This window comes from Arthrobacter liuii, assembly GCF_014639275.1.
GTDB classification, from domain to species: Bacteria; Actinomycetota; Actinomycetes; order Actinomycetales; family Micrococcaceae; genus Arthrobacter; species Arthrobacter liuii.
The window spans coordinates 14974-35870 of record NZ_BMFW01000034.1 but is presented as its reverse complement, the minus strand read 5'-3'; the positions used below and the strand labels follow the sequence as shown (position 1 = coordinate 35870).

At 62.6% G+C, this 20897-nt stretch carries 20 protein-coding genes; 11 read left to right on the top strand and 9 right to left on the bottom strand.

Features of this window, described 5'->3' with window-relative positions; all coding sequences use genetic code 11:
* From IEW19_RS20230 to IEW19_RS20215, 4 genes are all read right to left on the bottom strand, one after another.
* Positions 1–127 (bottom strand): NAD-dependent epimerase/dehydratase family protein (locus tag IEW19_RS20230; protein WP_188573370.1); only part of this gene is annotated, 127 nt, incomplete at its 3' end.
* Positions 128–921: 794 nt separating this feature from the next.
* Positions 922–1101 (bottom strand): hypothetical protein, encoded by a 180-nt coding sequence (locus IEW19_RS20225; protein WP_188573369.1) that lies wholly within the window; start codon positions 1099–1101, stop codon positions 922–924.
* Positions 1102–1228: 127 nt separating this feature from the next.
* A complete protein-coding gene (locus IEW19_RS20220) occupies positions 1229–1624 on the bottom strand; it encodes a hypothetical protein (RefSeq protein ID WP_229748626.1) in 396 nt (131 codons plus the stop codon).
* A gap of 94 nt (positions 1625–1718) precedes the next feature.
* Positions 1719–1925, bottom strand: a complete 207-nt coding sequence (locus tag IEW19_RS20215) for a DUF4177 domain-containing protein (RefSeq protein WP_188573368.1) — start codon at positions 1923–1925, stop codon at positions 1719–1721.
* A gap of 333 nt (positions 1926–2258) precedes the next feature.
* Between IEW19_RS20215 and IEW19_RS20210 the strand changes: the two genes are divergently transcribed.
* On the top strand, positions 2259–3233 hold the full coding sequence (locus tag IEW19_RS20210) for an aldo/keto reductase (protein WP_188573367.1): 975 nt from the start codon (positions 2259–2261) through the stop codon (positions 3231–3233).
* A 75-nt stretch (positions 3234–3308) separates the two neighbouring features.
* Entirely contained in the window at positions 3309–3962 is a 654-nt protein-coding gene (locus tag IEW19_RS20205) for a TenA family protein (protein ID WP_188573366.1), read from the top strand.
* Between the two features lie 457 nt (positions 3963–4419).
* Here the strand turns inward: IEW19_RS20205 and IEW19_RS20200 are convergent, their stop codons facing one another.
* Positions 4420–5355, bottom strand: coding sequence for a C-terminal binding protein (locus tag IEW19_RS20200; RefSeq protein ID WP_188573365.1), 936 nt, complete (start codon positions 5353–5355; stop codon positions 4420–4422).
* Complete coding sequence (locus tag IEW19_RS20195; RefSeq protein WP_188573364.1) at positions 5352–6116, bottom strand: GntR family transcriptional regulator; 765 nt, start codon at positions 6114–6116, stop codon at positions 5352–5354. Before IEW19_RS20195 ends, IEW19_RS20200 begins: the two co-directional genes overlap by 4 nt.
* 87 nt (positions 6117–6203) lie before the next feature.
* Between IEW19_RS20195 and IEW19_RS20190 the strand changes: the two genes are divergently transcribed.
* The 5 genes from IEW19_RS20190 to IEW19_RS20170 all read left to right on the top strand — a co-directional run bounded on the left by IEW19_RS20190 (position 6204) and on the right by IEW19_RS20170 (position 12367).
* Positions 6204–7532 carry an iron-containing alcohol dehydrogenase gene (locus IEW19_RS20190; protein ID WP_229748625.1) on the top strand — a complete coding sequence of 443 codons (1329 nt, stop codon included), beginning with the start codon at positions 6204–6206 and terminating at the stop codon, positions 7530–7532.
* Positions 7533–7561: 29 nt separating this feature from the next.
* The gene (locus tag IEW19_RS20185; protein ID WP_188573363.1) at positions 7562–9010 is read left to right on the top strand and encodes an NAD-dependent succinate-semialdehyde dehydrogenase; all 1449 of its coding nucleotides are present in this window, start codon (positions 7562–7564) and stop codon (positions 9008–9010) included.
* Positions 9011–9105: 95 nt separating this feature from the next.
* Positions 9106–10407: an MFS transporter gene (locus tag IEW19_RS20180; protein WP_188573362.1), complete on the top strand. Its 1302-nt coding sequence runs from the start codon at positions 9106–9108 to the stop codon at positions 10405–10407.
* On the top strand, positions 10404–11480 hold the full coding sequence (locus IEW19_RS20175) for an Ldh family oxidoreductase (protein ID WP_188573361.1): 1077 nt from the start codon (positions 10404–10406) through the stop codon (positions 11478–11480). Before IEW19_RS20180 ends, IEW19_RS20175 begins: the two co-directional genes overlap by 4 nt.
* An 11-nt stretch (positions 11481–11491) precedes the next feature.
* Positions 11492–12367 (top strand): fumarylacetoacetate hydrolase family protein, encoded by an 876-nt coding sequence (locus IEW19_RS20170; RefSeq protein WP_188573360.1) that lies wholly within the window; start codon positions 11492–11494, stop codon positions 12365–12367.
* Between the two features lie 390 nt (positions 12368–12757).
* Here the strand turns inward: IEW19_RS20170 and IEW19_RS20165 are convergent, their stop codons facing one another.
* Both IEW19_RS20165 and IEW19_RS20160 read right to left on the bottom strand, forming a co-directional pair.
* Complete coding sequence (locus IEW19_RS20165; protein ID WP_188573359.1) at positions 12758–14098, bottom strand: amidase; 1341 nt, start codon at positions 14096–14098, stop codon at positions 12758–12760.
* Positions 14091–15503 carry a TIGR00366 family protein gene (locus IEW19_RS20160; RefSeq protein WP_188573374.1) on the bottom strand — a complete coding sequence of 471 codons (1413 nt, stop codon included), beginning with the start codon at positions 15501–15503 and terminating at the stop codon, positions 14091–14093. The genes IEW19_RS20165 and IEW19_RS20160 overlap by 8 nt, the downstream gene beginning before the upstream one ends.
* 468 nt (positions 15504–15971) lie before the next feature.
* Between IEW19_RS20160 and IEW19_RS20155 the strand changes: the two genes are divergently transcribed.
* From IEW19_RS20155 to IEW19_RS20145, 3 genes are all read left to right on the top strand, one after another.
* Positions 15972–16148: a hypothetical protein gene (locus IEW19_RS20155; RefSeq protein ID WP_188573358.1), complete on the top strand. Its 177-nt coding sequence runs from the start codon at positions 15972–15974 to the stop codon at positions 16146–16148.
* Between the two features lie 341 nt (positions 16149–16489).
* Positions 16490–17119, top strand: coding sequence for an ROK family protein (locus tag IEW19_RS20150; RefSeq protein ID WP_188573357.1), 630 nt, complete (start codon positions 16490–16492; stop codon positions 17117–17119).
* 566 nt (positions 17120–17685) lie between these two features.
* Positions 17686–18258, top strand: coding sequence for an RBBP9/YdeN family alpha/beta hydrolase (locus IEW19_RS20145; protein WP_188573356.1), 573 nt, complete (start codon positions 17686–17688; stop codon positions 18256–18258).
* Positions 18259–18557: 299 nt separating this feature from the next.
* On the opposite strand, the gene IEW19_RS20140 is transcribed toward IEW19_RS20145, so the two are convergent.
* Entirely contained in the window at positions 18558–19136 is a 579-nt protein-coding gene (locus IEW19_RS20140) for a DoxX family protein (protein ID WP_188573355.1), read from the bottom strand.
* 376 nt (positions 19137–19512) lie between these two features.
* On the opposite strand from IEW19_RS20140, the gene IEW19_RS20135 reads away from it, so the two are divergent.
* Positions 19513–20346: an SDR family NAD(P)-dependent oxidoreductase gene (locus IEW19_RS20135; protein WP_188573354.1), complete on the top strand. Its 834-nt coding sequence runs from the start codon at positions 19513–19515 to the stop codon at positions 20344–20346.
* The last annotated feature ends 551 nt before the right edge of the window (positions 20347–20897 follow it).

Below are 20897 nucleotides of genomic sequence, written 5' to 3'. Positions count from 1 at the left end.
CCACCACAAGACCGGGGCTTCGTTCACCAACCCGGTCCAGATTCAACACCCAGTGCCCCTCCTCCGCAAGCTGCCGCACCACATGCCGGCCCAGCTTGCCGCTTCCACCAGTCACCGCAATCCTCATCAACACTCCCTCAACACATTCGACTGTTTCACCCACGCGCAGGCTCGAAGCCCGCCGTGAGGGGTCCTGGCCGCGCCGATCGACCCAGCCACCTCCAAACCAACCTAAACCGGGAGCCGTCCCTGGCGCGTGGCCCTTCCGGTCCTAGGACTGGCAGACACACCAGCGGTCAAAAGTGGTCTGACTTCCAGGACAACGCGGCACGTCGTGCACCCCCGTTTATGGGCTGATCGTCAGGGGTGCGGTCCTGGCTGCGCAAGAGGTTCTGGCCAAGCCCGACGGATGGGCGACGCGGTTGTTCCTGCCTGTGTCGTCACACCAGTCGACCCCGTAGGGGTAGCCTCAACGGAGGCTTCCCCTGGAGCTGCCTGCGGTGGCACCTCAAACTAGTAGATGAAACCGCCAGCGTCGTTCATCGGCGCAGTCGTCATGATGACTTTCCGGCCTTGAGCGTCGCTCACCGTGATGTGAACCAGGGCATTTTGTCCGTAGCGGGATTGCAGTCCGCGTCGGCCGCGTGGACAGTCACTGTCTCGCCGGGATTCGCCGCTGCGGGGTTCACTGAATAGCCCGGGGGAAGCAGGGCGGCTCATCCCGTGTGAAGGGCTCCGCGCAGCCGGAAGAGGCCAGCAACGCAAGCGCGCCTGCGGCTGCGCTTCCATACAGCCGCCCACGACCCCGCATCCTTGCCACAGGGAGCCTCATGGGTTCCCTGTGGCGTCTTGACCCTTGAAGGGTATCCATCTTCAAGACATCGTCGCCATATCGTTGCTCTGGCACAGCGGAGCCCGAACCTAGACTTCTGGCATGCGAACCAGTTGGGGCGTCCTGGTCACTGTTTTGGTGTTAGGGGTCGTGCTGCCCGCAACAGCTGCCGTGTCCTCTGTCCGGCAGCGGGGTGAGCCAGCATCATCACCGTCAACGTCGAAGGCGCGGCGGCCGCCGTGGATGAGGTGCAGCTGTGCAGCGACCATGGATGCTCCCAGCGGCAGCCTGATTACGGGCCAACGGTTCCCACAAAGTCCGTGCACCCCGGCGCTCCGGTCTGGGTTGCCCCGAAGTAGATGCTGGGCAACCGATGCACAGGCATCAACCTAATTCCTAGCCCCGCTGTCGGCGGCCGCCAGCCCATATGACCTCGGCGATACCTGCCAAGGCCAGCGGGAAGGAGATAAGGGTGGCCAGATGACGCTTCAGGTCATAGGGATCATCCAGCGTCGCCCAGCCCACGGGAATCCCTGGCAGCCCAACGCAGACGGACACCCACACAGGGTTGCCGCGGAAGTTTGACCAGACGGCGGCGGCCAAGGAGAGCGCGCACCCGGCGAAAATATAGAGGCTGCCGTTCCAGGACTCTTCCTGCACGGCCGGGGACGGCAGCCGGCGGTGCCAGCCGGCGCGTACGATCCCGTAACTGATCAGGACCATCGAGGCGAGGACAAGCAGGATCCAGGTAATAGTCCCGGCCCATCGGCAAGCCGCTTCTGATGCTGCCATCACCCTGTCACCCCCCGGGTGGACGCATAGTGTAGTTCTACTGCCTGCCTACTGCTGTTCCACTGCCCGGGAGCGGCGTTGCTCCTGACCAGTGCTACTCCAGGCTTTCGAACACCATGGTGGCCTGGATACGGTCGCCGCCACCAAGCCCCTTGCTCCCGCTGCTGGAAGTGGTAATCGTATGCAGCCGGTAGCCCTTTGCTGCCTGAGCGTTGATTGTCTTCTCCAGTTCGGTCAAGTTACCCGATCCCGTTCCCCATAGCTTCTCTTTGAGAATCACCTGCAAGACGACGTAGTGCATGAACAGCTCCCTCCCCTAACTGGCCACTTGCCGGAAATGCTAATGGATGGCAGCTGAACTTGCCCCGAGGAATTGCCGATACGGTGGGATGACACTGCGACCTAGAGAGCCGGCCCGCTTGACTAGGTGCAGGTAGGGAACGGCATCGGTGGGGTCCGCCGGGGCTGGGTCCGGGGTAGGTTCTCCAGCCTCAGCGGAATCTCGTTCGCCTGCGAGGCCGGGACAGTGGGATCGCCCGTGTCGCCCTGCGGACGCCCCACAAGGGGCTGTTCTTCACATAGCGTGGGGGCAGGGTTTGCAACTGCGCCCGGGACTGCAAGGCGGAGGACGAACATGGATTACATCAAACTCGGCAACACGGGCATGGACATCTCACCGCTGGCACTGGGATGTATGACGTATGGGGATCCCGCGCGGGGTCCCCATCCGTGGACGCTGCCCGAAAGTGAGAGCCGGCCGCTGATCCGCCAAGCCGTGGATGCCGGCATCAATTTCTTCGACACCGCGAACGTCTACTCCAACGGCTCCAGCGAAGAGATCGTAGGCAGCGCGCTGGCCGAGTTCACCCGCCGCGAGGAAATCGTGATCGCCACAAAGGTCCACGGCGTGATGCGACCCGGCCCGAACGGAAGGGGACTCTCGCGTAAGGCCATCTTCGCGGAGCTTGACGCCAGCCTGACCAGGTTGGGCACGGACTATGTGGATCTGTACCAGATTCACCGTTGGGATCCCGCCACGCCCATCGAGGAAACGCTTGAAGCCCTGCACGACGTCGTCAAGGCCGGCAAAGTCCGCTACATCGGAGCCTCCTCGATGGCCGCATGGCAATTCAGCAAGGCCCTATACCTGCAGCAAATCAATGGCTGGGTCCGGTTCGTGACGATGCAGGACCACTACAACCTCGTATACCGGGAGGAGGAACGCGAAATGTTCCCCCTCTGCGCCGACCAAAAGATCGGGGTCCTGCCCTGGAGTCCCCTGGCCCGGGGCAAACTGACCCGGGACTGGGACGAGCAAACCAACCGTTCGGAGAAGGACGAGTTCGGCAAGACCCTCTACAGTGCCGAGAGCGGCGACAAGGCGGTCGCCGACGCCGTGCGCGCTATCGCCGAACGCCGAGGGGTGCCGCGCGCCCAAGTAGCCCTGGCCTGGGTCCGCTCCAACAGTGTGGTCAGCGCCCCAATCGTCGGTGCGAGCAAGCCACAACATCTCCACGACGCCCTGAGCTCTCTGGAGCTAACGCTCACACCCGAGGAAAAGACAGACCTTGAAAACCCGTACGTCCCGCACGAAATCGCCGGATACTGATCCCCCGATAAACCAACCCGCCTCGGCTCGGCCTTCCCACGAATGCCGAGCCCTGGTTGTCTAGGAGGAAACACCATGAGCTTTGCCGAAGAGCTAAGAAGCAGCTGCGCCGAGGACTGGGACGCCGCCGTCGGGCACGGATTCGTTAACCGGCTGCTGGACGGCAGCCTCCGGGATTCCGTGCTGCGGCACTACCTAGTACAGGATTACCAGTTCTGCGATGCCTTTGTTGCCCTGCTGGGGCAGGCAGTGGCCTCCGCACCGTCGCTGTCGTCCAGGCTCGTGTTCGCCAAAGTCTTGGGGTCCTTCGCATCGGACGAAAACAGCTATTTCCAAGACTGTTTCGAGGAATTGGCCATCCCCGAAGCGGAACGCGACAACCCCGAACTGACGATCGCCACCCGCGACTTCGACGCGTTGATGCGCCGCGCTCTGAACACCCGCACCTACCCCAACATTCTTGCGGTGCTGCTGGTGGCCGAGTGGTTGTACGCCGACTGGGCGGCACGTGCCGGCGGCCCGGACTCCTGGCCGACAGCACCCAAGCACGCCGAATGGATCCGGCTGCACAACAACCCGGAGTACAACGCCTGGGTGGCGTGGCTGCGGGAGGAGTTCAACGCTGTCGAGCCCCCTGACGCGGTGATCCGTGAACGCGTCAAGGACACCTTCACAGAAGCTGTCCGGCTCGAGCGCGCATTCTTCGATTCGGCGATAGCGGCAGGCTGACCGGGCGCCAAGGTAGGGATTCGGTCCCGCCAGCCGCCCGTCGCCGCAGCACTCAGCCCTGGGATTATGACGTTCACACCTGCGGAGCTCTGCGGCGTTCACGTCTGTCCGTTCCTCCAGCCAACACTGGTATCAATCGGCTGGAACATGAACACGGCTTACAAAGCCCTACCATTCCAGAAGCAGTGATTCTTGTCCCGCAAAGCGAAGGCAATGTCCACTAGTGACAGGCCAACAGATCTTCCCTACCGCCAGCGACGACAGCGAGAGGCTCGAACATCCAGCCTCCGAGCACTCCGGGCTGACGGAAGCCCATCATCGACGTTTGGTGTGCTCGCTAAGAGCGAAACAAGTGAGGCCCTATCTGCCCGCGACGTTACTTGAGACCCATGCCTTGGAAGTGGTCATCCAAGTGCCTCCATTCCCGGTGTGAACTAGATTCAGTAGGACCGGAGTCTTATGACCCGGCGAGGGCGTAGTCCGCCTTTTGCCCAGCAAGGACTTTGATGACCTGTCCTAGGGCTTTGCGTTGAGATTCTTTGAGTGCTTCCTCAGAATAGTAGGCAGCATGCGGGCTGACCAACAGGTTCGGGATGTCTGTAAGTAGTTCAGAATCGACCGGTTCCACCGGGAAAGTGTCCAGCCCCGCACCCCCGAGTCGGCGATCGCGGAGGGCCGCGAGCAGGTCTTCCAGGACAACGAGGGGGCCGCGTGCGACATTGATAACAATGGCTTTCGGCCGCATGCGCGTTATCGCGTCGGCGTCGATGATTCCGCGCGTATCTGGCGTCAGCGGTGCGTGGAGGAAGAGGAGGTCGGACTGTGCGAGGAGTTCGTCAAGGCTAACAGCGGTTACAGAGGCTGGCAGCTGCGGCGCATAGGGGTCGTGGGCGATGATGCGGCAGCCGAAGGTCGCCATCGTGGCCGCTACCTTCCGTCCGATCCTGCCGTACCCCAGGAATCCCGCGGTCAAGGTGGACAGCCGGTGGATGGGGCGGACGGAGGAAACGCCCCAGTCTCCCCTGCGGGCCGCAGCATCGGCGTCCTGCAACCGCCGATGGATCGTCAAAGCCATCGCCACCGCATGTTCGGCCACTTCCTCCACGCAGTAGTCAGGAACGTTGGTGACGGTAATGCCACGGGATTCGGCGGCCGCCAGGTCGATGTTGTCCACACCGATGCCGTACCGCGCGATTATTTTGGCCCGCCGCATTGTCGCCAGGACGTCGGCGGGCAGCGGGTGGTACGTCGTCAGTACAGCATCCGCGTCCACCAGGTGCTGCCTTGCCTCTTTCTCCGAGGTCGCGATAACCAGTTCGTGCCCGGCTTCGCTGAGCAGTATCCGTTCGATCTCGACGCTCGGAAATACTTGGTCGGTGAGCAGGACTTTCATGATTCTTCAACCGCTCCTTCGGTGGCAGGACTTATCCGGGCGTCGCCGCTTCCGTTTGCAAAGGCTTTCAACAGCCTGTCCCTGGAATTTTCAATATGGCGCTTCATGAGGGCAGCCGCTCCCTCAGCGTTGCGTTCCTTGATCGCTGCAAGAATCTGCTCGTGCTCCCGCAATGCCTCCGACGTGCCCTGGTTGTTGAAGTGGAGGCGGAAGAGGTGGAGGTGACCGTGCAGGTCAGAGAGGCTGTCCCGAACCAGCGAGTTCCCCCCACAGGAAGCAATAAATTCATGGAATTCCGCGTCCTGCTGGGCAAACGAAGCATATGAGCCGCGCCCCGACTGCTGTTTCATTTCGCTTGTCATATGCTCCAGCGTGCCAATTTGCTTCTCGCTGGCCAGCCGGGCACAACCACTCACTGCGAACGGTTCGAGGAGGAGCCGCATCTCATACAGCTCCTCGAACTGGCGTCGGCTCATCATTTCAGCCGCACGGTAGCCGACCAGATGCGTCTTGGTCACCAGGCCTTGGGCCTCCAGCCGCAGCAACGCCTCCCTGATCGGGCTCTGGGACACGCCGAGGCTGCGCGACAGCCGGTCGATCATGATGCGGGAGCCAGGCTCGATCGACCCCGACAGGAGTTCATTGAGCAGCGTGTCGTAGACGCTGTCACCAAGCCGCCCCGGGCGCCTCCGTGCTCCTCCCTCGCCATCGCCATCCTGCCAGGGCCCCCCATGACCCAGGTCACTTTTTTCTCTTGACATGGTCTGACCTTTCCTGAATTATCTTCACCATTGGATCGTATCGGATCTGATTTATCAACTACCACGGCAGCAGCAGAGCGGCCTGAAGTGAAGACACCCCGCGCAATCACCGCCCCGAGGCGGCACTGCGCCAATGCTGAATTCGAAGAGGAATACATGCACCAGCCAGCCTTGGGCCTGCTCCGGCAGCCCGCCACAATCCTCGTCGGGAGGGGACAGCGCCACGCCCTCCCCCAACACCTGCCGTCCGGAACACAACGGGCCCTAATCGTCACCGACGCCCGCATGGCCCAGGAACCGGCATTTGAGTGCATGATGCGCCAGCTGAAGGACTCGGGCATCCACTGCACCACCATCGCTGACGTGCAACCGGAACTGCCCGTCGCGGACATCCTCGCCGCAAAGGAGAAACTTGCCGGTGAACGCGTCGACGTCGTCGTGGGGATCGGCGGCGGGACATGCATGGATTTTGCGAAGGTCATTGCAATACTGCTCACGTACGGCGGCAAGCCGCAGGACTACTACGGGGAATTTGCCGTCCCCGGCCCGACAGTCCCCGTCATCGCCGTCCCCACCACGGCCGGAACGGGCTCGGAGGCAACACCCGTAGCCGTCGTGAGTGATCTCGACAGAGAGATGAAGGTAGGCATCTCCAGCCCTCACATCGTGCCAGTAACCGCCATCTGCGATCCCGAACTGAGCGACAGCGCCCCGCCGGCGCTGACGGCAGCCGTGGGAACGGATGCGCTCTCACACGCCATCGAGTCTTTCACTGCCATACGGCGCCCTGCCACACCGCTCCTTGCTTCCGAGCGGGTGTTCGTCGGCAAGTCCCTGCTGACCGATCAGTATGCCCTGGCGGCAACAGCGGCGATCGGCAGAAGCCTTAAGACCGCCGTCAAGGGCGACGCAGACCCGGCACGCCTTGCGGTGGCACGGGACGACATGGTGTTCGCCGCAATGGCAGGCGGCCTGGCGCTCGGCACCGGCGGGACGGCAGCCGCCCACGCCCTCCAGTACCCGGTCGGTGCAGCAACACATACACCGCACGGTGTCGGCGTCGGCGTCTTGCTCCCCTATGTCATGGAGTTCAACCGTCCAGCACGCGTGACGGAGTTCGCAGCCCTCGCCCGTGCCATGAACGTGGGCAACGGGCAAGAAGACGACGAGCAACTCTCCCACCTGTTCATCGACCGCATTGCCGCGCTCCTGACCGACATCGGCATCCCCTCCACCCTCGTCGGACTCGGCATGCCACAGGGCGAGGAACGTTGGCTGGCAACCCAGGCAATGAAGGCAACCCGGCTGGTCGAGAACAACCCCCGCACCCTGGACATCGACGCCCTGGAAACCATCGCAGCAGCCGCATTCCGAGGCGACCGGCAACTCGTCCACGCCGCCACAGCAACCCGATAGACCCTCACACTCCTAGGAAGACAACACGCATGACCGCAATCGCAACATCGCTTCAAAACACTGACCTGTGGATCGGCGGGCACTACGTTCCTGGCGCCAACGACCATATCCCTGTCCTCAACCCATCCACCGGCCAAATCATCGCCACCGTGGCAAACGCCGACGAAAAGCAGGCCACCGACGCCGTTGATGCGGCAGCCGCAGCCCTGCCCGCGTGGAAGGCTCTTGCCCCCAGGGAACGGGCCGAAATCCTTCGGCGCTGCTTCGAACAAATGACCAGCCGCGCGGAAGAAATCGCCCGGCTGATCTCAACCGAGAACGGCAAAACCCTGGCCGACGCCCGCGGCGAGACAGCCTACGCCGCCGAGTTCTTCCGCTGGTACTCCGAGGAGGCGGTCCGGGCCCGGGGGCACATCAGCGTCTCCCCCTCAGGCAAGAACCGCATCCTGGCCCAGTACGAACCGATCGGTGTGGCCGTCCTCGTCACTCCGTGGAATTTCCCCGCGGCCATGGCGACCCGGAAAATCGCACCAGCCCTCGCCGCCGGCTGCACCGTGGTGCTCAAACCTGCCACTGAAACTCCCCTGACGGCTTACCTGATCGCCGAGTGCTGCCGAGACGCGGGGGTGCCCGAGGGCGTCGTGAACGTTGTAACCACCCGAAAGTCCGGCCCCGTGGTATCCACGATGCTGCACGACGACCGGGTCCGCGCCCTGTCCTTCACGGGCTCCACCGAAATCGGACGCACCCTGCTCCACGAGTCCGCTGACAACGTCCTGAAGACCTCCATGGAGCTCGGCGGCAACGCACCGTTCCTGGTCTTCGACGACGCTGATCTCGACGACGCAGTAGAGGGCCTCATGGTCGCGAAAATGCGGAACGGCGGCCAGGCCTGCACGGCGGCAAACCGCATCTACGCGCACCGCAGCATTGCCGACGGACTAGGGCGCAAACTCGCCGCACGCATGGGAGAACTATCCATGGGGGCTGGCACGGATCCATCATCAGGGTGCGGGCCGCTGATCAATGCAGCGGCCGTGACCAAGGTCGGTTCCCTCGTTTCCGAAGCGGTCAGCGACGGCGCGGAAATCCTGCTCGGCGCCACCCTGCCCGAAGGCCAAGGATATTTCTACCCGCCCACCGTCCTGGCACACGTTCCGGCCAGCTCACGGATCGTCAGGGAGGAAATTTTCGGACCGGTGGCCAGCATCATCGCCTTCGACTCCGATGACGAAGCCATCGATGCCGCCAATTCCACCGTCCTTGGGCTTTCCGCCTACATCTACACCAAGGACCTGCAGCGCGGCCTCGCCATCGCCGAGCGGATCGAGTCGGGAATGATCGCCATCAACCAAGGGCTTTTGTCCGACCCCGCGGCACCATTCGGGGGCGTCAAGCAAAGCGGTTTGGGCCGCGAAGGCTCGCAGGACGGAATGCTCGAATTTATGGAGACCAAATACATCGCTACCAAGTGGTGACCGCCCCGTTCCGGTTCAGGACACCACCTCAAAACAACACGAAACAAGCATCAGAAGAATCAAGCTAGACGACGAAATCAAAGGAGATAGTAGTTGTGAAACCTACCAACAAGCGGTGGATTGTTGCCACCCTCATATTCCTGGCAACATCCATCAACTACCTGGACCGTTCAGTCCTCGGGGTCGCTGGCCCCTCCATGATGAAGGACCTGAACATGGACAAGATCCAGTTCGGCGTGCTCGGCTCCGCCTTCTTCTGGACCTATGCCCTGATGCAAATCCCCGTCGGAGTCCTGGTCGACAAGATCGGCGCCCGCGCCATCTATGCGATCGCCATCGTCTGGTGGTCCATCTGCTCCATGCTCACCGGCATGGTTCGCTCTTTCGGCCTCCTCATCGGTGTCCGCGCACTCATGGGCATCGGTGAATCCCCCGCGTTCCCCACCAACGTCCGGGTTATCTCCGACTGGCTGCCCTCCCGGGAACGCGGCATCGCCAACGGGCTGTTCACCATGGGAATCGCCGTAGGGGCCGGCTTAACCACCCCGGCGGTAGCGTGGGTCGTCACCACCCTCGGATGGGAGACGGCGTTCCTTCTGACCGGCGCAATCGGTGTCATCTGGGCTGGCCTGTGGCTCTTCCACTTCACCAACAAGCCCAAAGACAACAAGAAGGTCAACGCGGCCGAACTGGCCCACATCATCTCTGGCGATGCCGCACCCCAGGCCGCAGGCCCCGTGGTCAAGATCCGTTGGGCTCAGATGCTCCGGTCGAAGAACGTCTGGGCCATCCTCTACGGCCTCTTCGCCCAGGACTACCTGCTCTACCTCATGCTGACCTGGCTGCCGGTGTACCTCGTCACCGAGCGGAAGATGACCCTGATCACCGCAGGCTTCTACGCCATCCTGCCGTGGGTCTGCGCCTCCATCGGCGCCCTGCTCGGCGGCTACCTGTCAGACCGCATGATCAAAAACGGACTCTCCGCCGTCCGCGCCCGGCGCCGCGTCATGGCCACCGGCATGATCGTCTCCCTGGCCATCATCCCGGCAGCTTTCGTAGGCGACCAGCTCTCCGCCGTGCTCCTGATCGCAGCGTCACTCGGAGGCATGATGTTCTCCAACGGTGCATCCTGGGCCATCGTCTCCGAGATCGCACCCAACGGGGCCTCCGGAACACTTGCCGGAATGCAGAACTTCATTGGCAACATCGCCGGATGGATCGCTCCCATCCTCACCGGATTCATTGCCACGGTCACCGGCAGCTTCATCTCTGCCCTCGTGATCGCAGGCCTGATCGGCGGCGCAGCAGCGGTGATCTACCTGGTGCTACTGAAAGAACGCAAAGAATTCACCCCCGAACCCGCAACCACCTCCAGCACTGAAGGAGCCCTCCAGTGACCGAATCCCATGCCATCCAGGCCTCCGACCTTCTGGAACTGACCGCAGGAATCCTCCACAAGAACGGACTGCCGGAACCGGACGCCCGGATCGTCGCCGACTCCCTCGTCGACGCAGACCTGCGCGGTGTCAGCAGCCACGGTGTCCTCCGCATGGAGACATACCTGCAGCGCCTCAACAACCGCGTCATGAACCCCACGCCGGAACTGAAGACAGTCAGTGAGACACCCGCAACAGCGGTCCTCGACGGCGACAACGGCTTCGGACAGGTCGTATCCCAGCGCGCCGTGGACATCCTGCTCGCCAAGACGAACGACACCCCGCTCGCTGCGGTCAGTGTCCGCAACAGCAACCATTTCGGCGCAGCAGCCTACTGGGCCGCCCAACTGGCGGAACACGATCTGATCGGCATCACCGTGAGTAACGTCGAACCGCTCATGCCAGCGCCGGGCGGAGCGGAAGCCCGGATCGGCAACAACCCGCTCTCAGTTGTTGTCCCCTCCCTGACCCACCGCCCGATCGTGGTGGACATGGCCACCAGCGTGGTCCCCCTCGGAAAGATTCTCAACGCCAAGAGCAAAGGAGAAGCCATCCCTGAGGGCTGGGGCGTGGACAGCAACGGCCAGCCGACGACCGTGCCCGACGAAGTCATCAACGGCGGCTCCCTGTTCCCCGTCGGCGGCCCGAAGGGCTACGGCCTGGCAATCATCGTTGAGGTCCTTTCCGCGCTCCTGAGCGGCGGGGAGTTCGGCACCGACATCCACTCCATGTACCAGGAGCTGGAAAGCCCGAACAGAATCAGCCACTTCTTCATGGCCATCAAGGTCTCCGCCTTCCTGGACCCGCAAATCTTCAAAGCATCCGTGGACCGCTACATCAACCAGATCAAGAGCTCAGCGTTGGCACCCGGCAGCGACGCGATCCACATGCCGGGCGAGATCGAGCTGCGCGCCAAGGACAAAAACACCCACGACGGAATCAGCCTGCCCGCATCCGTCACCGAAGGCCTCATGGCGCTGGCAAGGCAAGCCGGCGTCAGCGAGGACCTGATCAACAACCTCCCCGCTGCCTGAAAGGACACACCATGCATCTGCTCCATTTCTATGAAGACAACCGTCCAGCGCTGGGACTGAAAACAGATCGCGGCATCTTCAGCATCCCCCGCGCAGCAGCAAAGCTGAGCGAGCAGGTCCCCGGAGACGTGCAGGAACTCATTGCGCAGGGAGAACCCGGGCTCGAACGCATCAAGAACCTATATGACAAGACCAGCGGCGTGGACGATCTCTTTACTCCCGAAGAGGAGGCACGTTTCGCCCCCGCCGTCCTCCACCCCGAGAAAATCATCTGCGTCGGCCTGAACTACATCGACCACGCAGCGGAGTCAAAGATGGAGATTCCAAAATCTCCGATCCTGTTCAATAAGTTCAACAACGCGCTCACCGGACACAATGAACCCGTGCGCCTGCCGGCAGGAGCAACACAGTTCGACTACGAAGCCGAACTCGTCGCAGTCATCGGAAAGCAGGCCAGCAATGTCTCCGAGGACGAAGCCCTGGACTACGTCTTCGGTTACACCGTCGGAAACGACCTCTCGGCCAGGGACCTTCAGTTTCGCACCGGACAGTGGATGCTTGGGAAGTCGTCCGACGGTTTCGCCCCAGTCGGCCCCGCCCTCGTGACCCGGGACGAGATCGACCCCGCGAACCTGGCAATCTCATGCACAGTCAACGGTGAGCTCCGTCAGTCAGCCAACACCAAAGACATGATCTTCAACTGCGCCCACTTGATCAGCTACATTTCCAAATACATGACCCTGGAGCCAGGGGACCTTATCTTCACCGGTACCCCGGACGGCGTCATCCTGGGATACCCGCAGGAAAGCCGGAAATGGCTGGCACCTGGCGACGAAGTCCAGGTCGAAATCGAAGGAATCGGCGCGCTGGTCAACACCCTTACCTAGGGAGACCGGCAGCTTGTTCGTGAGGTAGCTCCTGAGTACTTAGGAGCTCCAATGCAGGGTCCTAGCCCTTTCTCTGGGGAAAGCTAGGACCCTGCTGCTTAACGATGCGCCGCCGGCCCAGACGCGGGGGGGCTGGGGTGAGGGCCCGCAGCGAGAGGACCGCGCCTTGGTTGCCATCGGAGTGACCACCATAGGTTCTGAAGTACCAAGAGGGAGGCATCCGGCCAATACGGTTCCCCAAAGGGGCGCCCCCGCACCACGGGTCCCATGATTGACCTGCGAGACGAAGCCCGAGACCCAAACACACGCTCGGAACGGCTGTTCGAGCTCCCCCGCCTGCAGGGCGAGAATGGGGGACATCGATCCGTATGCCAGCACTCCTGACGTGTTCTATGGCTGCGCGAATTCAACGCTCCAGTCCATCAGGGTCTGGGCCGTTTTGAGCAGGTTATCGTCCGTATTTAGGTTGCCGACCAGCTGGACGCCAACGGGCAGTCCGTTGGGTCCGCGCAGAAGGGGAAGCGATATTGCGGGGCACTGGAGCAGGGTCCAGGAACGACAGAACAACGGGTCCCCTGTTGCCTGCAGCCCCCGAGGGGCTTCACCGATGACTGCCGGAACCAAGAGGGCGTCGACGCCATCGAATAAGTCAGGAAGCATGGCCTTGCATCGCTCGGCCAATTCCATCGCCGCCGAGTAATCTGCTACCGAAATGGAAGCACCCCGCCTCAAGACTTCCAGAAGGCTTTCGCTCACCATTTCAGGATTTTTTTCGCACCGGCTCTTGAGGGCCTTGCTGACTTCAAAATCCATGACGAGGCATTGGGCGGCGGTGAGACCGTCGAAGTCAGGGGGAAGGGCTGTTTCGAGTGCTTCGAGGCCACTGTCCATCAACTTCAGCCTCAGCGCGTCGATACCTTCGCGCGTCGAGGGGTCGGCCCGTTCCCATTCGACGGGCCGGGCGAAGCCGATCCTGGTCGCGGCATCGACTCCCCGGACAAAGCCGGTTCGTCCGTTGCCCCGGGAGGCACTGCTCCGGACAACATCAAAGACAGCAGACGCGTCGGCAACGCTGCGGCTGAGCAGCCCCACGGTGTCCAGCGTTTCGCTGATCGGGAAGACGCCGTCGCGGTCGATGGCGCCGAAGGTGGGTTTGAATCCCACGATGCCGCAGAAAGAGGCAGGCCTGATGACCGAGCCTGCGGTCTGGGTTCCGAGGGCAACAGGAAGCATTCCCGCTGCTACGGCCGCCGCCGAGCCGCTCGAGGAGCCGCCCGGAGTGCGTTCCAGGTCCACGGGATTTCTGGTCTTCCCCGGGCTGAAGCAAGCGAACTCTGTAGTGACGGTCTTGCCGGTGACGAGCGCTCCGGCGTCGCGCAGCATACGCACCACAGCCGCATCGCGGGCTGGACGGTGGCCCGCGAACAACCGGGAACCGTATTCGGTGGGCTGGTCGTCGGTGTCGATGAGGTCCTTGATGCCGACCGGCAACCCCAGGAGAGGCCGTTCGGGGGAACCCGGCGGAACCCGGTCAAGTTCACGGGCCGCAGCTCGCACGGCCCTCGGATCCAGATGCACGAAAGCCTGGATTTCGGGCTCTAGGGCACGGATCGTGTCCAGGTGTGCCTGGGCTATCTCGGCGACCGTCCTTCGGCCGGAGGCGACATCGTCGAGGACGGCAGCCCCAGGGGACCCCGTCGCCTGCGTCTGGGGCCGGCCCGTGCTAGACATACGGGACGACCAACATGGCGACACCGAAGATGACGAAGCCAACGAGGAAGGCTGCAACCGTGTAACCCATTACCCTACGGACGTTCAGCTTGGCGATGGCCAGCACGGGCAGCAGCCAGAAGGGCTGGATCATGTTGGCCACAGCTTCGCCGGCCGCGACGGACATGGAGATCTTCCCCAGGTAGGCCGGCGATGACTGGCCCATCTGCAGGGCGGTTTCGACGGCGATCGGTCCCTGGACCGCCCAGTGCCCGCCGCCGGAGGGGATGAAAAGTGAAATAACGATTGAGCCGAGGAAGTTCAGGAAGGGAAGGGTCGCCACCGAAGCTCCGGCAACAATGGCCGATGAGATAATCACCTGGAGAGGGCTGGTGTGGGTGTCCGGTGCGTAGGCCAGAAGCCCCACGATGCCGCCGTAAAGCGGGTACTGCAGCAACAGCGGACCGCAGGTTTTGGCGGCTTCGGTGAAGGCACGGATGAAACGGATCGGTGTGCCGTGCAGGGCAGCGGCCAGGATGGTGAACAGCATGACCATGGACGAGATGTTGAGCGCGAAGCCGCTGATCACGAAGAAGGTGGCACCGGCCAGGAACAGGGCGACGTTCAGGATCCAGAGACCCTCAAGGCGATCAGCGAAGGTCCTCGGGCCTTCGTTGCGGGGAGCTTCAGCGGGCTCGCTCGCGAGCAGCGCTTCGCGGTCAACCTGGTCGTCGGTCTCGTGCGGGGCCATCTTCCAAATGAGCAAGGCGAGGGCCGCAACCGCGACAATCACTGTGACGTAGCTGTACGGCTGGAGAATGGTCAGGTCCAGCGGAACCACCTGGTGCGTCAGCGTGTAAATAACGTTCAGCTTGCTGGTGGTATCGGTGTTGGCCAGGGCGATCGAACTGGACAGCCCGTTGGTCCACAACATGTAGCCCATGTATCCGGCAGCGATCATGTAGCCAAAGTTCGCGTTGGACAGCCTGGCGAAGACGCGACGCCCCAGCAGCGCGCCGACCACAAGGCCCAGGCCCCAGTTCAGGAGGTTTGCGACGGCGGCCGCACCGAAGCACAGCAAGGCGCCTTCGACCTGGTTGCGCGGCTTGGACGCGAGCCAGTTCAGGCCCTTCTTAACGACTGGAGCCTCGGCCAGGGTGTACCCGCTGACCAGAATGAGCACCATCTGGAGGGCGAAGGTGAAGATGTTGTTGGTTCCCCAGACGCCCTGATACCAGCTCTGGATGATTCCGGATCCCGAAGCACCCGGCACCCAGAGCAGAATCATGACCACCACAACCAGCGTCAGAATGACGGCGAAGAGGTACGGGTCAGGCATGAACCGCTCAACATACCGGACACAAAGGTCGGTGAACCGCTGGATCAAATTTCTTCGACGGATCCCAGTACTTGTGGCTCCGGTCATGGCCGGCTGCGGCACAGATGACATTGATATTCCTCACTTGCGGCTAAATCTGCAATGCGGTAGCCGACGGTGTCAGGGCACAGCACAGACTCGTATTTGGGACACTAAAAGTTAGGGCTGGTATTCCCTTGGTCGAGCAACGTTGCGATGGGGATACCCCCGTGCTGCGCGTCACATTCGGCCGACTGGCCTATCCAATAGGACACTGAGCCGCGTGTCAAGTAAGGGCACCGACAGCGCGTCTTTCCGCCGCTGATCCCGAAACCCGTCCTGTCGTACTAGCTGGAGCCAGGACAACGACCGGCAGACAGCTGCAGGATACCCGGAAGACCCAGTCGTGGCAGGCGAGCGTCCGGGTGCCAAACGGGTTTGCGGAAGGCTTTGGCCTCCATGCACCACGCCAGCTCCCCCGCGCATCGACTCGACTGTCTGCCCGCCGAACCAGCCGTCCTGTGCCTACCGCAAAGCATGGCCGCCTTCCCACTCAGCAACAGCAAGCACGACTCGTTCCCCGGCCCGCCCTCCATCGGCAACCTCCTCATCTACTCCCTGCAGGACAAGGACCCGTCGACTTCTTCCTACCCAATCGCCTTCATGAAGGACGGCACGGCCCTGGATGATTCGCCTTGGCGGGGCGGGGTGTAGTGCCGCGCGATGCAGGCTCAGATGACGGAGCGAAGTATTCGCCCGGCTGGCTGTTAAGGTCGACGAAAGTCAGCCGGCGCACCTTTGTGCCTGACTTCGGCTTGATTCCAGGATGTTTAGTGAATTCTTTGGCACAGGGTGTGCGGGCGACAGACTTGAAGCGCACGAATGGACGGGTCGTTCTCGACGACGTTCGCATCTACGGACCCACGACCGCGCCGGAGATCGGGAAGAGGACCAGTCTGTCCAAGCCAACAGTTGGATCTGCCCTTCGGAGCCTCGAGGCAGCGGGTTTTGTGTGCGAAAGGGGCTCCAAGGCAGGTCGATCCGGTCAAGCTCCATTGCTTTGGGCAATCGACGAGCGCGCCGGTTTGGTCTTGTCCATCGACGTCTGGACGCAGTGGGTGCGGCTCGGGCGGCGCAGCCTGAACGGGCAACCCCGCGGTACGTTCCGTGCCCGGTCGGAGTCGGGGTCGGCCGAGGACATGCTGCACGCGTTGACGGGAGCCCTGAACGGACTGCTGGCGCAGGAGTCCCTGGCCAGAGAAGCTATCGTGTACGCCGTCATGGGCAGCCCGGGCGTCGTCGACGCGACTTCGGGTCGCCTTCAGCATGCGTCCAACCTTCCTGGCTGGGACGACAAGTCGACCCTGACCGCCCTGCACGACTTGTTTGGGCCGAACTTCCTCATCATGAAGGACGTGTATCTGGCTGTACTGGGAGAAGCCGAAGCGAGAAACATCGATGGGGCCAAAGACTTCGTCTTGCTGTCGGTCGGCAGAGGCGTTGGCGCGGCAGTCGTTCGTGATGGCCAACCGCTGCCCGGTGCGAACGGACTGGCGGGGGAAATCGCTTTTCTGCCACTGGGCGTGGACCCGCTTGCCCGCCTACCCCGGCCTCGCGATGCAAGATCTCCGGGCGGTTGGGCCTCTCCGTGCCGGAGAGTAGGAGCCCTTGCGCCCTGCACATAGGCACATGCTAGGCCCCTGAACTGATCCTGAAGGCGGCGACTGCCGGCCGTTGAACAAGCGCGACAGGTACCGCAGCCCACACCGCCAAGGTTGACCCCTACGTCAAGAGCCCCACAGGGACAAACGGCAGGGCAGCTCCCTAATCAGGTTTCTATGGCAGGCGCCGCGACGTGGACGTTTACACGAACTCAAGGTGTCGACCGTTGGCGGGGATGGCAGCCGCCCCGTCCACACACATGCGGTCCATGAAAAGCCGACCCAGAAGACCTTGTCAGCACCGTCATCTGCAACGGCTGCCGGCTCGCCGAAGGCATCGACCTTTACTGCCCCTCACCGACCGCCGGAACGCCGTGCTGTGGGCCAAACGGAAAACCCCCTCGCACTCCCGCTAGCCCCAGCTATTGAAACCCGGGCCACACTCGCCGAAAAATCGTGCTGGCCACGACGCATTGCCGCGCATTTCTCGGCCCGGCCGACCGCCTGCTCAGGGTTACACCCAAGGCGGCGGCAACGTTGATCAGCAGTAGCAAAGGGATAGCGGTGGCCCATCCGGTAGTGTCTGCCTAATGGATGCCGAATCGATCCCCGTCCAGCGTGTCGTCATCGTCCATGGGTACGAGTCAGCGCCGGACGCGAACTGGTTCCCCTCGCTCCAACGCGAACTTCAGTCCGCGGGCGTGGACGTCACGGCTGTTCCGCTCCCTGACCCGGACGATCCGGAGACAACAGCATGGGAGAACGCTGTAAGTAGGGCGGTTGGGGTGCCGGATGAGGAAACGGTGATAATAGCGCACTCTTTAGGGGTGATCACCGTACTGCGGGTCCTGGCAGCCCTCCCGCAGCCGTGGCAGCTGGGCGGACTCGTCCTGGTAGCCGGCTTCATCGAACCGCTCGAGGCGTTGCCGGAGCTTGATCGATACCTGGCAAAGGGGGTGGAGGTCGAAGGCCTGGCAGAGTGCATTCGCAAGCGGACTGTCATCCGCTCTGAAACGGACCCTTTCGTTCCACCGGAAGCGTCGGATAGCCTTGCCAGAAGCCTCCAGGCACGGCTGCAGATCCACCCCGAAGCCGGACACTTCATGGCAGAAGATGGCGTCACCAGCTTTCCAGCAGTGCTTGACCTGATCCTGTCCCCCTAACAGGGTCTCCCCATACGGCCGCGCGGCGTGCTCGGCGGTCGCTCCCTCGGCCATCGGCTGCCGGGGTGTTCACCCCAAAGTTGCATCCCAGCCTCTGCAAACACTGGCAAGCCGCGAAAACATGGGGGTCCCGAGCAGTTCGAAGACTCTACGGGGCAGTCCAAGGCGAGTAGTGCGGACACTGTCCACGCTTCCTTTTGTTCGACTACATTGTCCTCGAACGCTAAGTTGCCAAGTTGCAGGCAACGCCCCCGGCCATGGTGGTTGTCGTGAAATGGTCCTGGCAGCCTGACGTCGGTTCAGGCCGGTAAAGACGATTCGCCATCCGCCGCGGTGGCGCTCGAGGCCGGCATGTGGTCTGCAGCCAGCGCATTGCGGCGACGGTAGATCTGGATACCGATAGCCACCGGTATGGCAGTGACGGCGGCTGCCCGCATCCACGGCTTGTCGAGAACATGACCGGTGAGGGCATCAAGGGAAAGCCGCCCTGGTCCCCCGATCGCGAAGGACGTGGCCGCCAGTCCGAGTACGGCCGGATATTCCAGGCCTCCGTCCATGGCGAAGAAGCCGTTCGGCGCGTGCACGCTGGCAGCGACCCCCATGGTCGTGGCGGCGACCGCTCCGGCCGCCGGCGTGGCGAAGCCCAGAGCAAGCGCCAGTCCGGCGCCCGCTTCGCCGAGACCGGCCAACATGGCACTGGTCCTCGCAGGGCGGAAGCCCATGGCATCCATGCCCTTGCTCGTCTCCTTAATACCGCCGCCGCCGAACCATCCGAAGAGTTTCTGCGATCCGTGGGCGACGAGCACACCGCCCAGTGCGGCACGGAACAGGGTGCGGGCCGCGGTGGTGGCCGCCGGCGTTACATTTTCATGACTCACGGTGATGAACCCTTAGATCAATGAAGCGGGATCAAGCCTTCGGGGCCATTCTAGGACAGCCCTTTCGAATCACGACGGCGACGTCGTCCTCATGAGCCCTTACTGCTCCTACAGGCTGCAGGAGCATCGCTGCCGCAGACATGAGAGCATCCCGCTCCTGGACCCTCTGCGCGGTGCTGGACCCGCTCGCCGTGGCGAGCGGATTCCTCTCTGTCCCCAGAATGGTGCTTATCCTCGACCTGAAGTTGACGTTCACCACCCAGACCACCTGCTCGCTAAGTGTTTCATCTTTGGGACACGGCGCCGGTTGGCGTCACACCCGGGATGTACGATGTAGCCCGCACCCCAAGCGCGACAGTACATCCAGGGAGGCAGAATGAACACGGCATTGTTAGAGGGCAAGGTCGCCATCGTTACTGGCGGCGGACGCGGACTCGGGCATGCAATGACGCTCGGCCTTGCCCGCGCTGGCGCAAGCGTCGTCATCTCGGCCGCGCGCGAGGGGCACGAGATCGGCAGGGTCGCCGATGAGATCAACGTGATGCTCGGCGTTCGCCGTGTGCTGGCGGTGCAAGCGGACGTCACCCAGGAAGCCGATTGCCGGCGCTTGGTCGACGAAGCACTCGCTACCTTCGGCGGCCTTCACATCTTGGTCAACAATGCCGGACGCGGCATGAAATACGTGAGCGCGACCTTCCTGACCGAACCCACGCGGTTCTGGGAAGTCGACAGTGACACCTGGCGGACTATTATCGACACCAACGTCAACGGTCCGTTCCTGATGGCGAAGGCGGCCGTGCCGCACATGTTGCACCAGCAATGGGGCCGCATCATCAACATCACCATGAACCACCAGACCATGCGCCGCGCGGGCTTTTCGCCCTACGGCCCATCCAAGGCCGCGCTCGAATCCGAAACCGTGATCTGGTCACAGGACCTGGCCGGATCGGGCATCACTGTCAACGGCCTGCTGCCCGGCGGCGCCACCGACACAGGCATGATCCCCGACGGTGTATCCGAAGCAGTACGCAGCCAATTGCTCCGGCCCGAAGTCATGGTCGGGCCGCTTCTCTGGCTGGCCTCAGAGGCCTCGGCAGATATCACGGGCACCCGCCTGGATGCGGCGCGCTGGGACATTACCCTTACGCCTGACCGGGCCGCCGCAGCGGCATTCGGGCCTGCCGGTTGGGCCAGCCAGTCTCCGCACTGACCGCCTCGATATCGCCGGTCATGTACCGAACGACGATGTCAGCGGCAGGTCAGACCCGCCACTCCCCCCCGTGATTGGCTTACGGAATCTCCGTCGTCTGCGTTCCGGTTTCGGCATTCGGACCGTCTTGCAACTACAACGGATTGATGAACCTTCATGTTCAACCCTGGCCTTTTGCAGTGTCGCTTGAGGGCGGGCGTGCCGTACTCGAGGAGCTCTAATACCTAGGCGGCAGCCATATTCTTCGGACCAATTCACGTCTACTCGGCGCAATTCTCGGAATCGATAACAGAGTAAGCAGACCCCTTTGCTGAAATGTTACGGCCCGGTAGCCCTCGACATCTTTAATAAGGGTGCTTAGTATTAACGAGCGGTAACTACCAACTTCGCGAAGTGGCCCGCCAGCCAGGTATTCCAAGGCAGCGAGGCACTTTGAATCCTTGGGCCTTCCGCCCGTGTGGGCGGACTCAGAGGTCCTTTACCTACCCACTCCCTCGTGACTGAAGCACGCGTACCTGGGTGACGCGCGCCTTGATCGCGCTTGTGCGCGG

What these genes read in the sequence shown, in the direction of transcription:
- IEW19_RS20160 (WP_188573374.1), bottom strand. Translation starts at nt 15,503, where the DNA reads ATGACCGGAGCCACAAGTACTGGGATCCGTCGAAGAAATTTGATCCAG.
- IEW19_RS20215 (WP_188573368.1), bottom strand. Translation starts at nt 1,925, where the DNA reads ATGCACTACGTCGTCTTGCAGGTGATTCTCAAAGAGAAGCTATGGGGA.
- IEW19_RS20210 (WP_188573367.1), top strand. Translation starts at nt 2,259, where the DNA reads ATGGATTACATCAAACTCGGCAACACGGGCATGGACATCTCACCGCTG.
- IEW19_RS20185 (WP_188573363.1), top strand. Translation starts at nt 7,562, where the DNA reads ATGACCGCAATCGCAACATCGCTTCAAAACACTGACCTGTGGATCGGC.
- IEW19_RS20135 (WP_188573354.1), top strand. Translation starts at nt 19,513, where the DNA reads ATGAACACGGCATTGTTAGAGGGCAAGGTCGCCATCGTTACTGGCGGC.
- IEW19_RS20225 (WP_188573369.1), bottom strand. Translation starts at nt 1,101, where the DNA reads ATGGTCGCTGCACAGCTGCACCTCATCCACGGCGGCCGCCGCGCCTTC.
- IEW19_RS20220 (WP_229748626.1), bottom strand. Translation starts at nt 1,624, where the DNA reads ATGGCAGCATCAGAAGCGGCTTGCCGATGGGCCGGGACTATTACCTGG.
- IEW19_RS20200 (WP_188573365.1), bottom strand. Translation starts at nt 5,355, where the DNA reads ATGAAAGTCCTGCTCACCGACCAAGTATTTCCGAGCGTCGAGATCGAA.
- IEW19_RS20155 (WP_188573358.1), top strand. Translation starts at nt 15,972, where the DNA reads ATGGCCGCCTTCCCACTCAGCAACAGCAAGCACGACTCGTTCCCCGGC.
- IEW19_RS20145 (WP_188573356.1), top strand. Translation starts at nt 17,686, where the DNA reads ATGGATGCCGAATCGATCCCCGTCCAGCGTGTCGTCATCGTCCATGGG.
- IEW19_RS20165 (WP_188573359.1), bottom strand. Translation starts at nt 14,098, where the DNA reads ATGTCTAGCACGGGCCGGCCCCAGACGCAGGCGACGGGGTCCCCTGGG.
- IEW19_RS20170 (WP_188573360.1), top strand. Translation starts at nt 11,492, where the DNA reads ATGCATCTGCTCCATTTCTATGAAGACAACCGTCCAGCGCTGGGACTG.
- IEW19_RS20195 (WP_188573364.1), bottom strand. Translation starts at nt 6,116, where the DNA reads ATGTCAAGAGAAAAAAGTGACCTGGGTCATGGGGGGCCCTGGCAGGAT.
- IEW19_RS20205 (WP_188573366.1), top strand. Translation starts at nt 3,309, where the DNA reads ATGAGCTTTGCCGAAGAGCTAAGAAGCAGCTGCGCCGAGGACTGGGAC.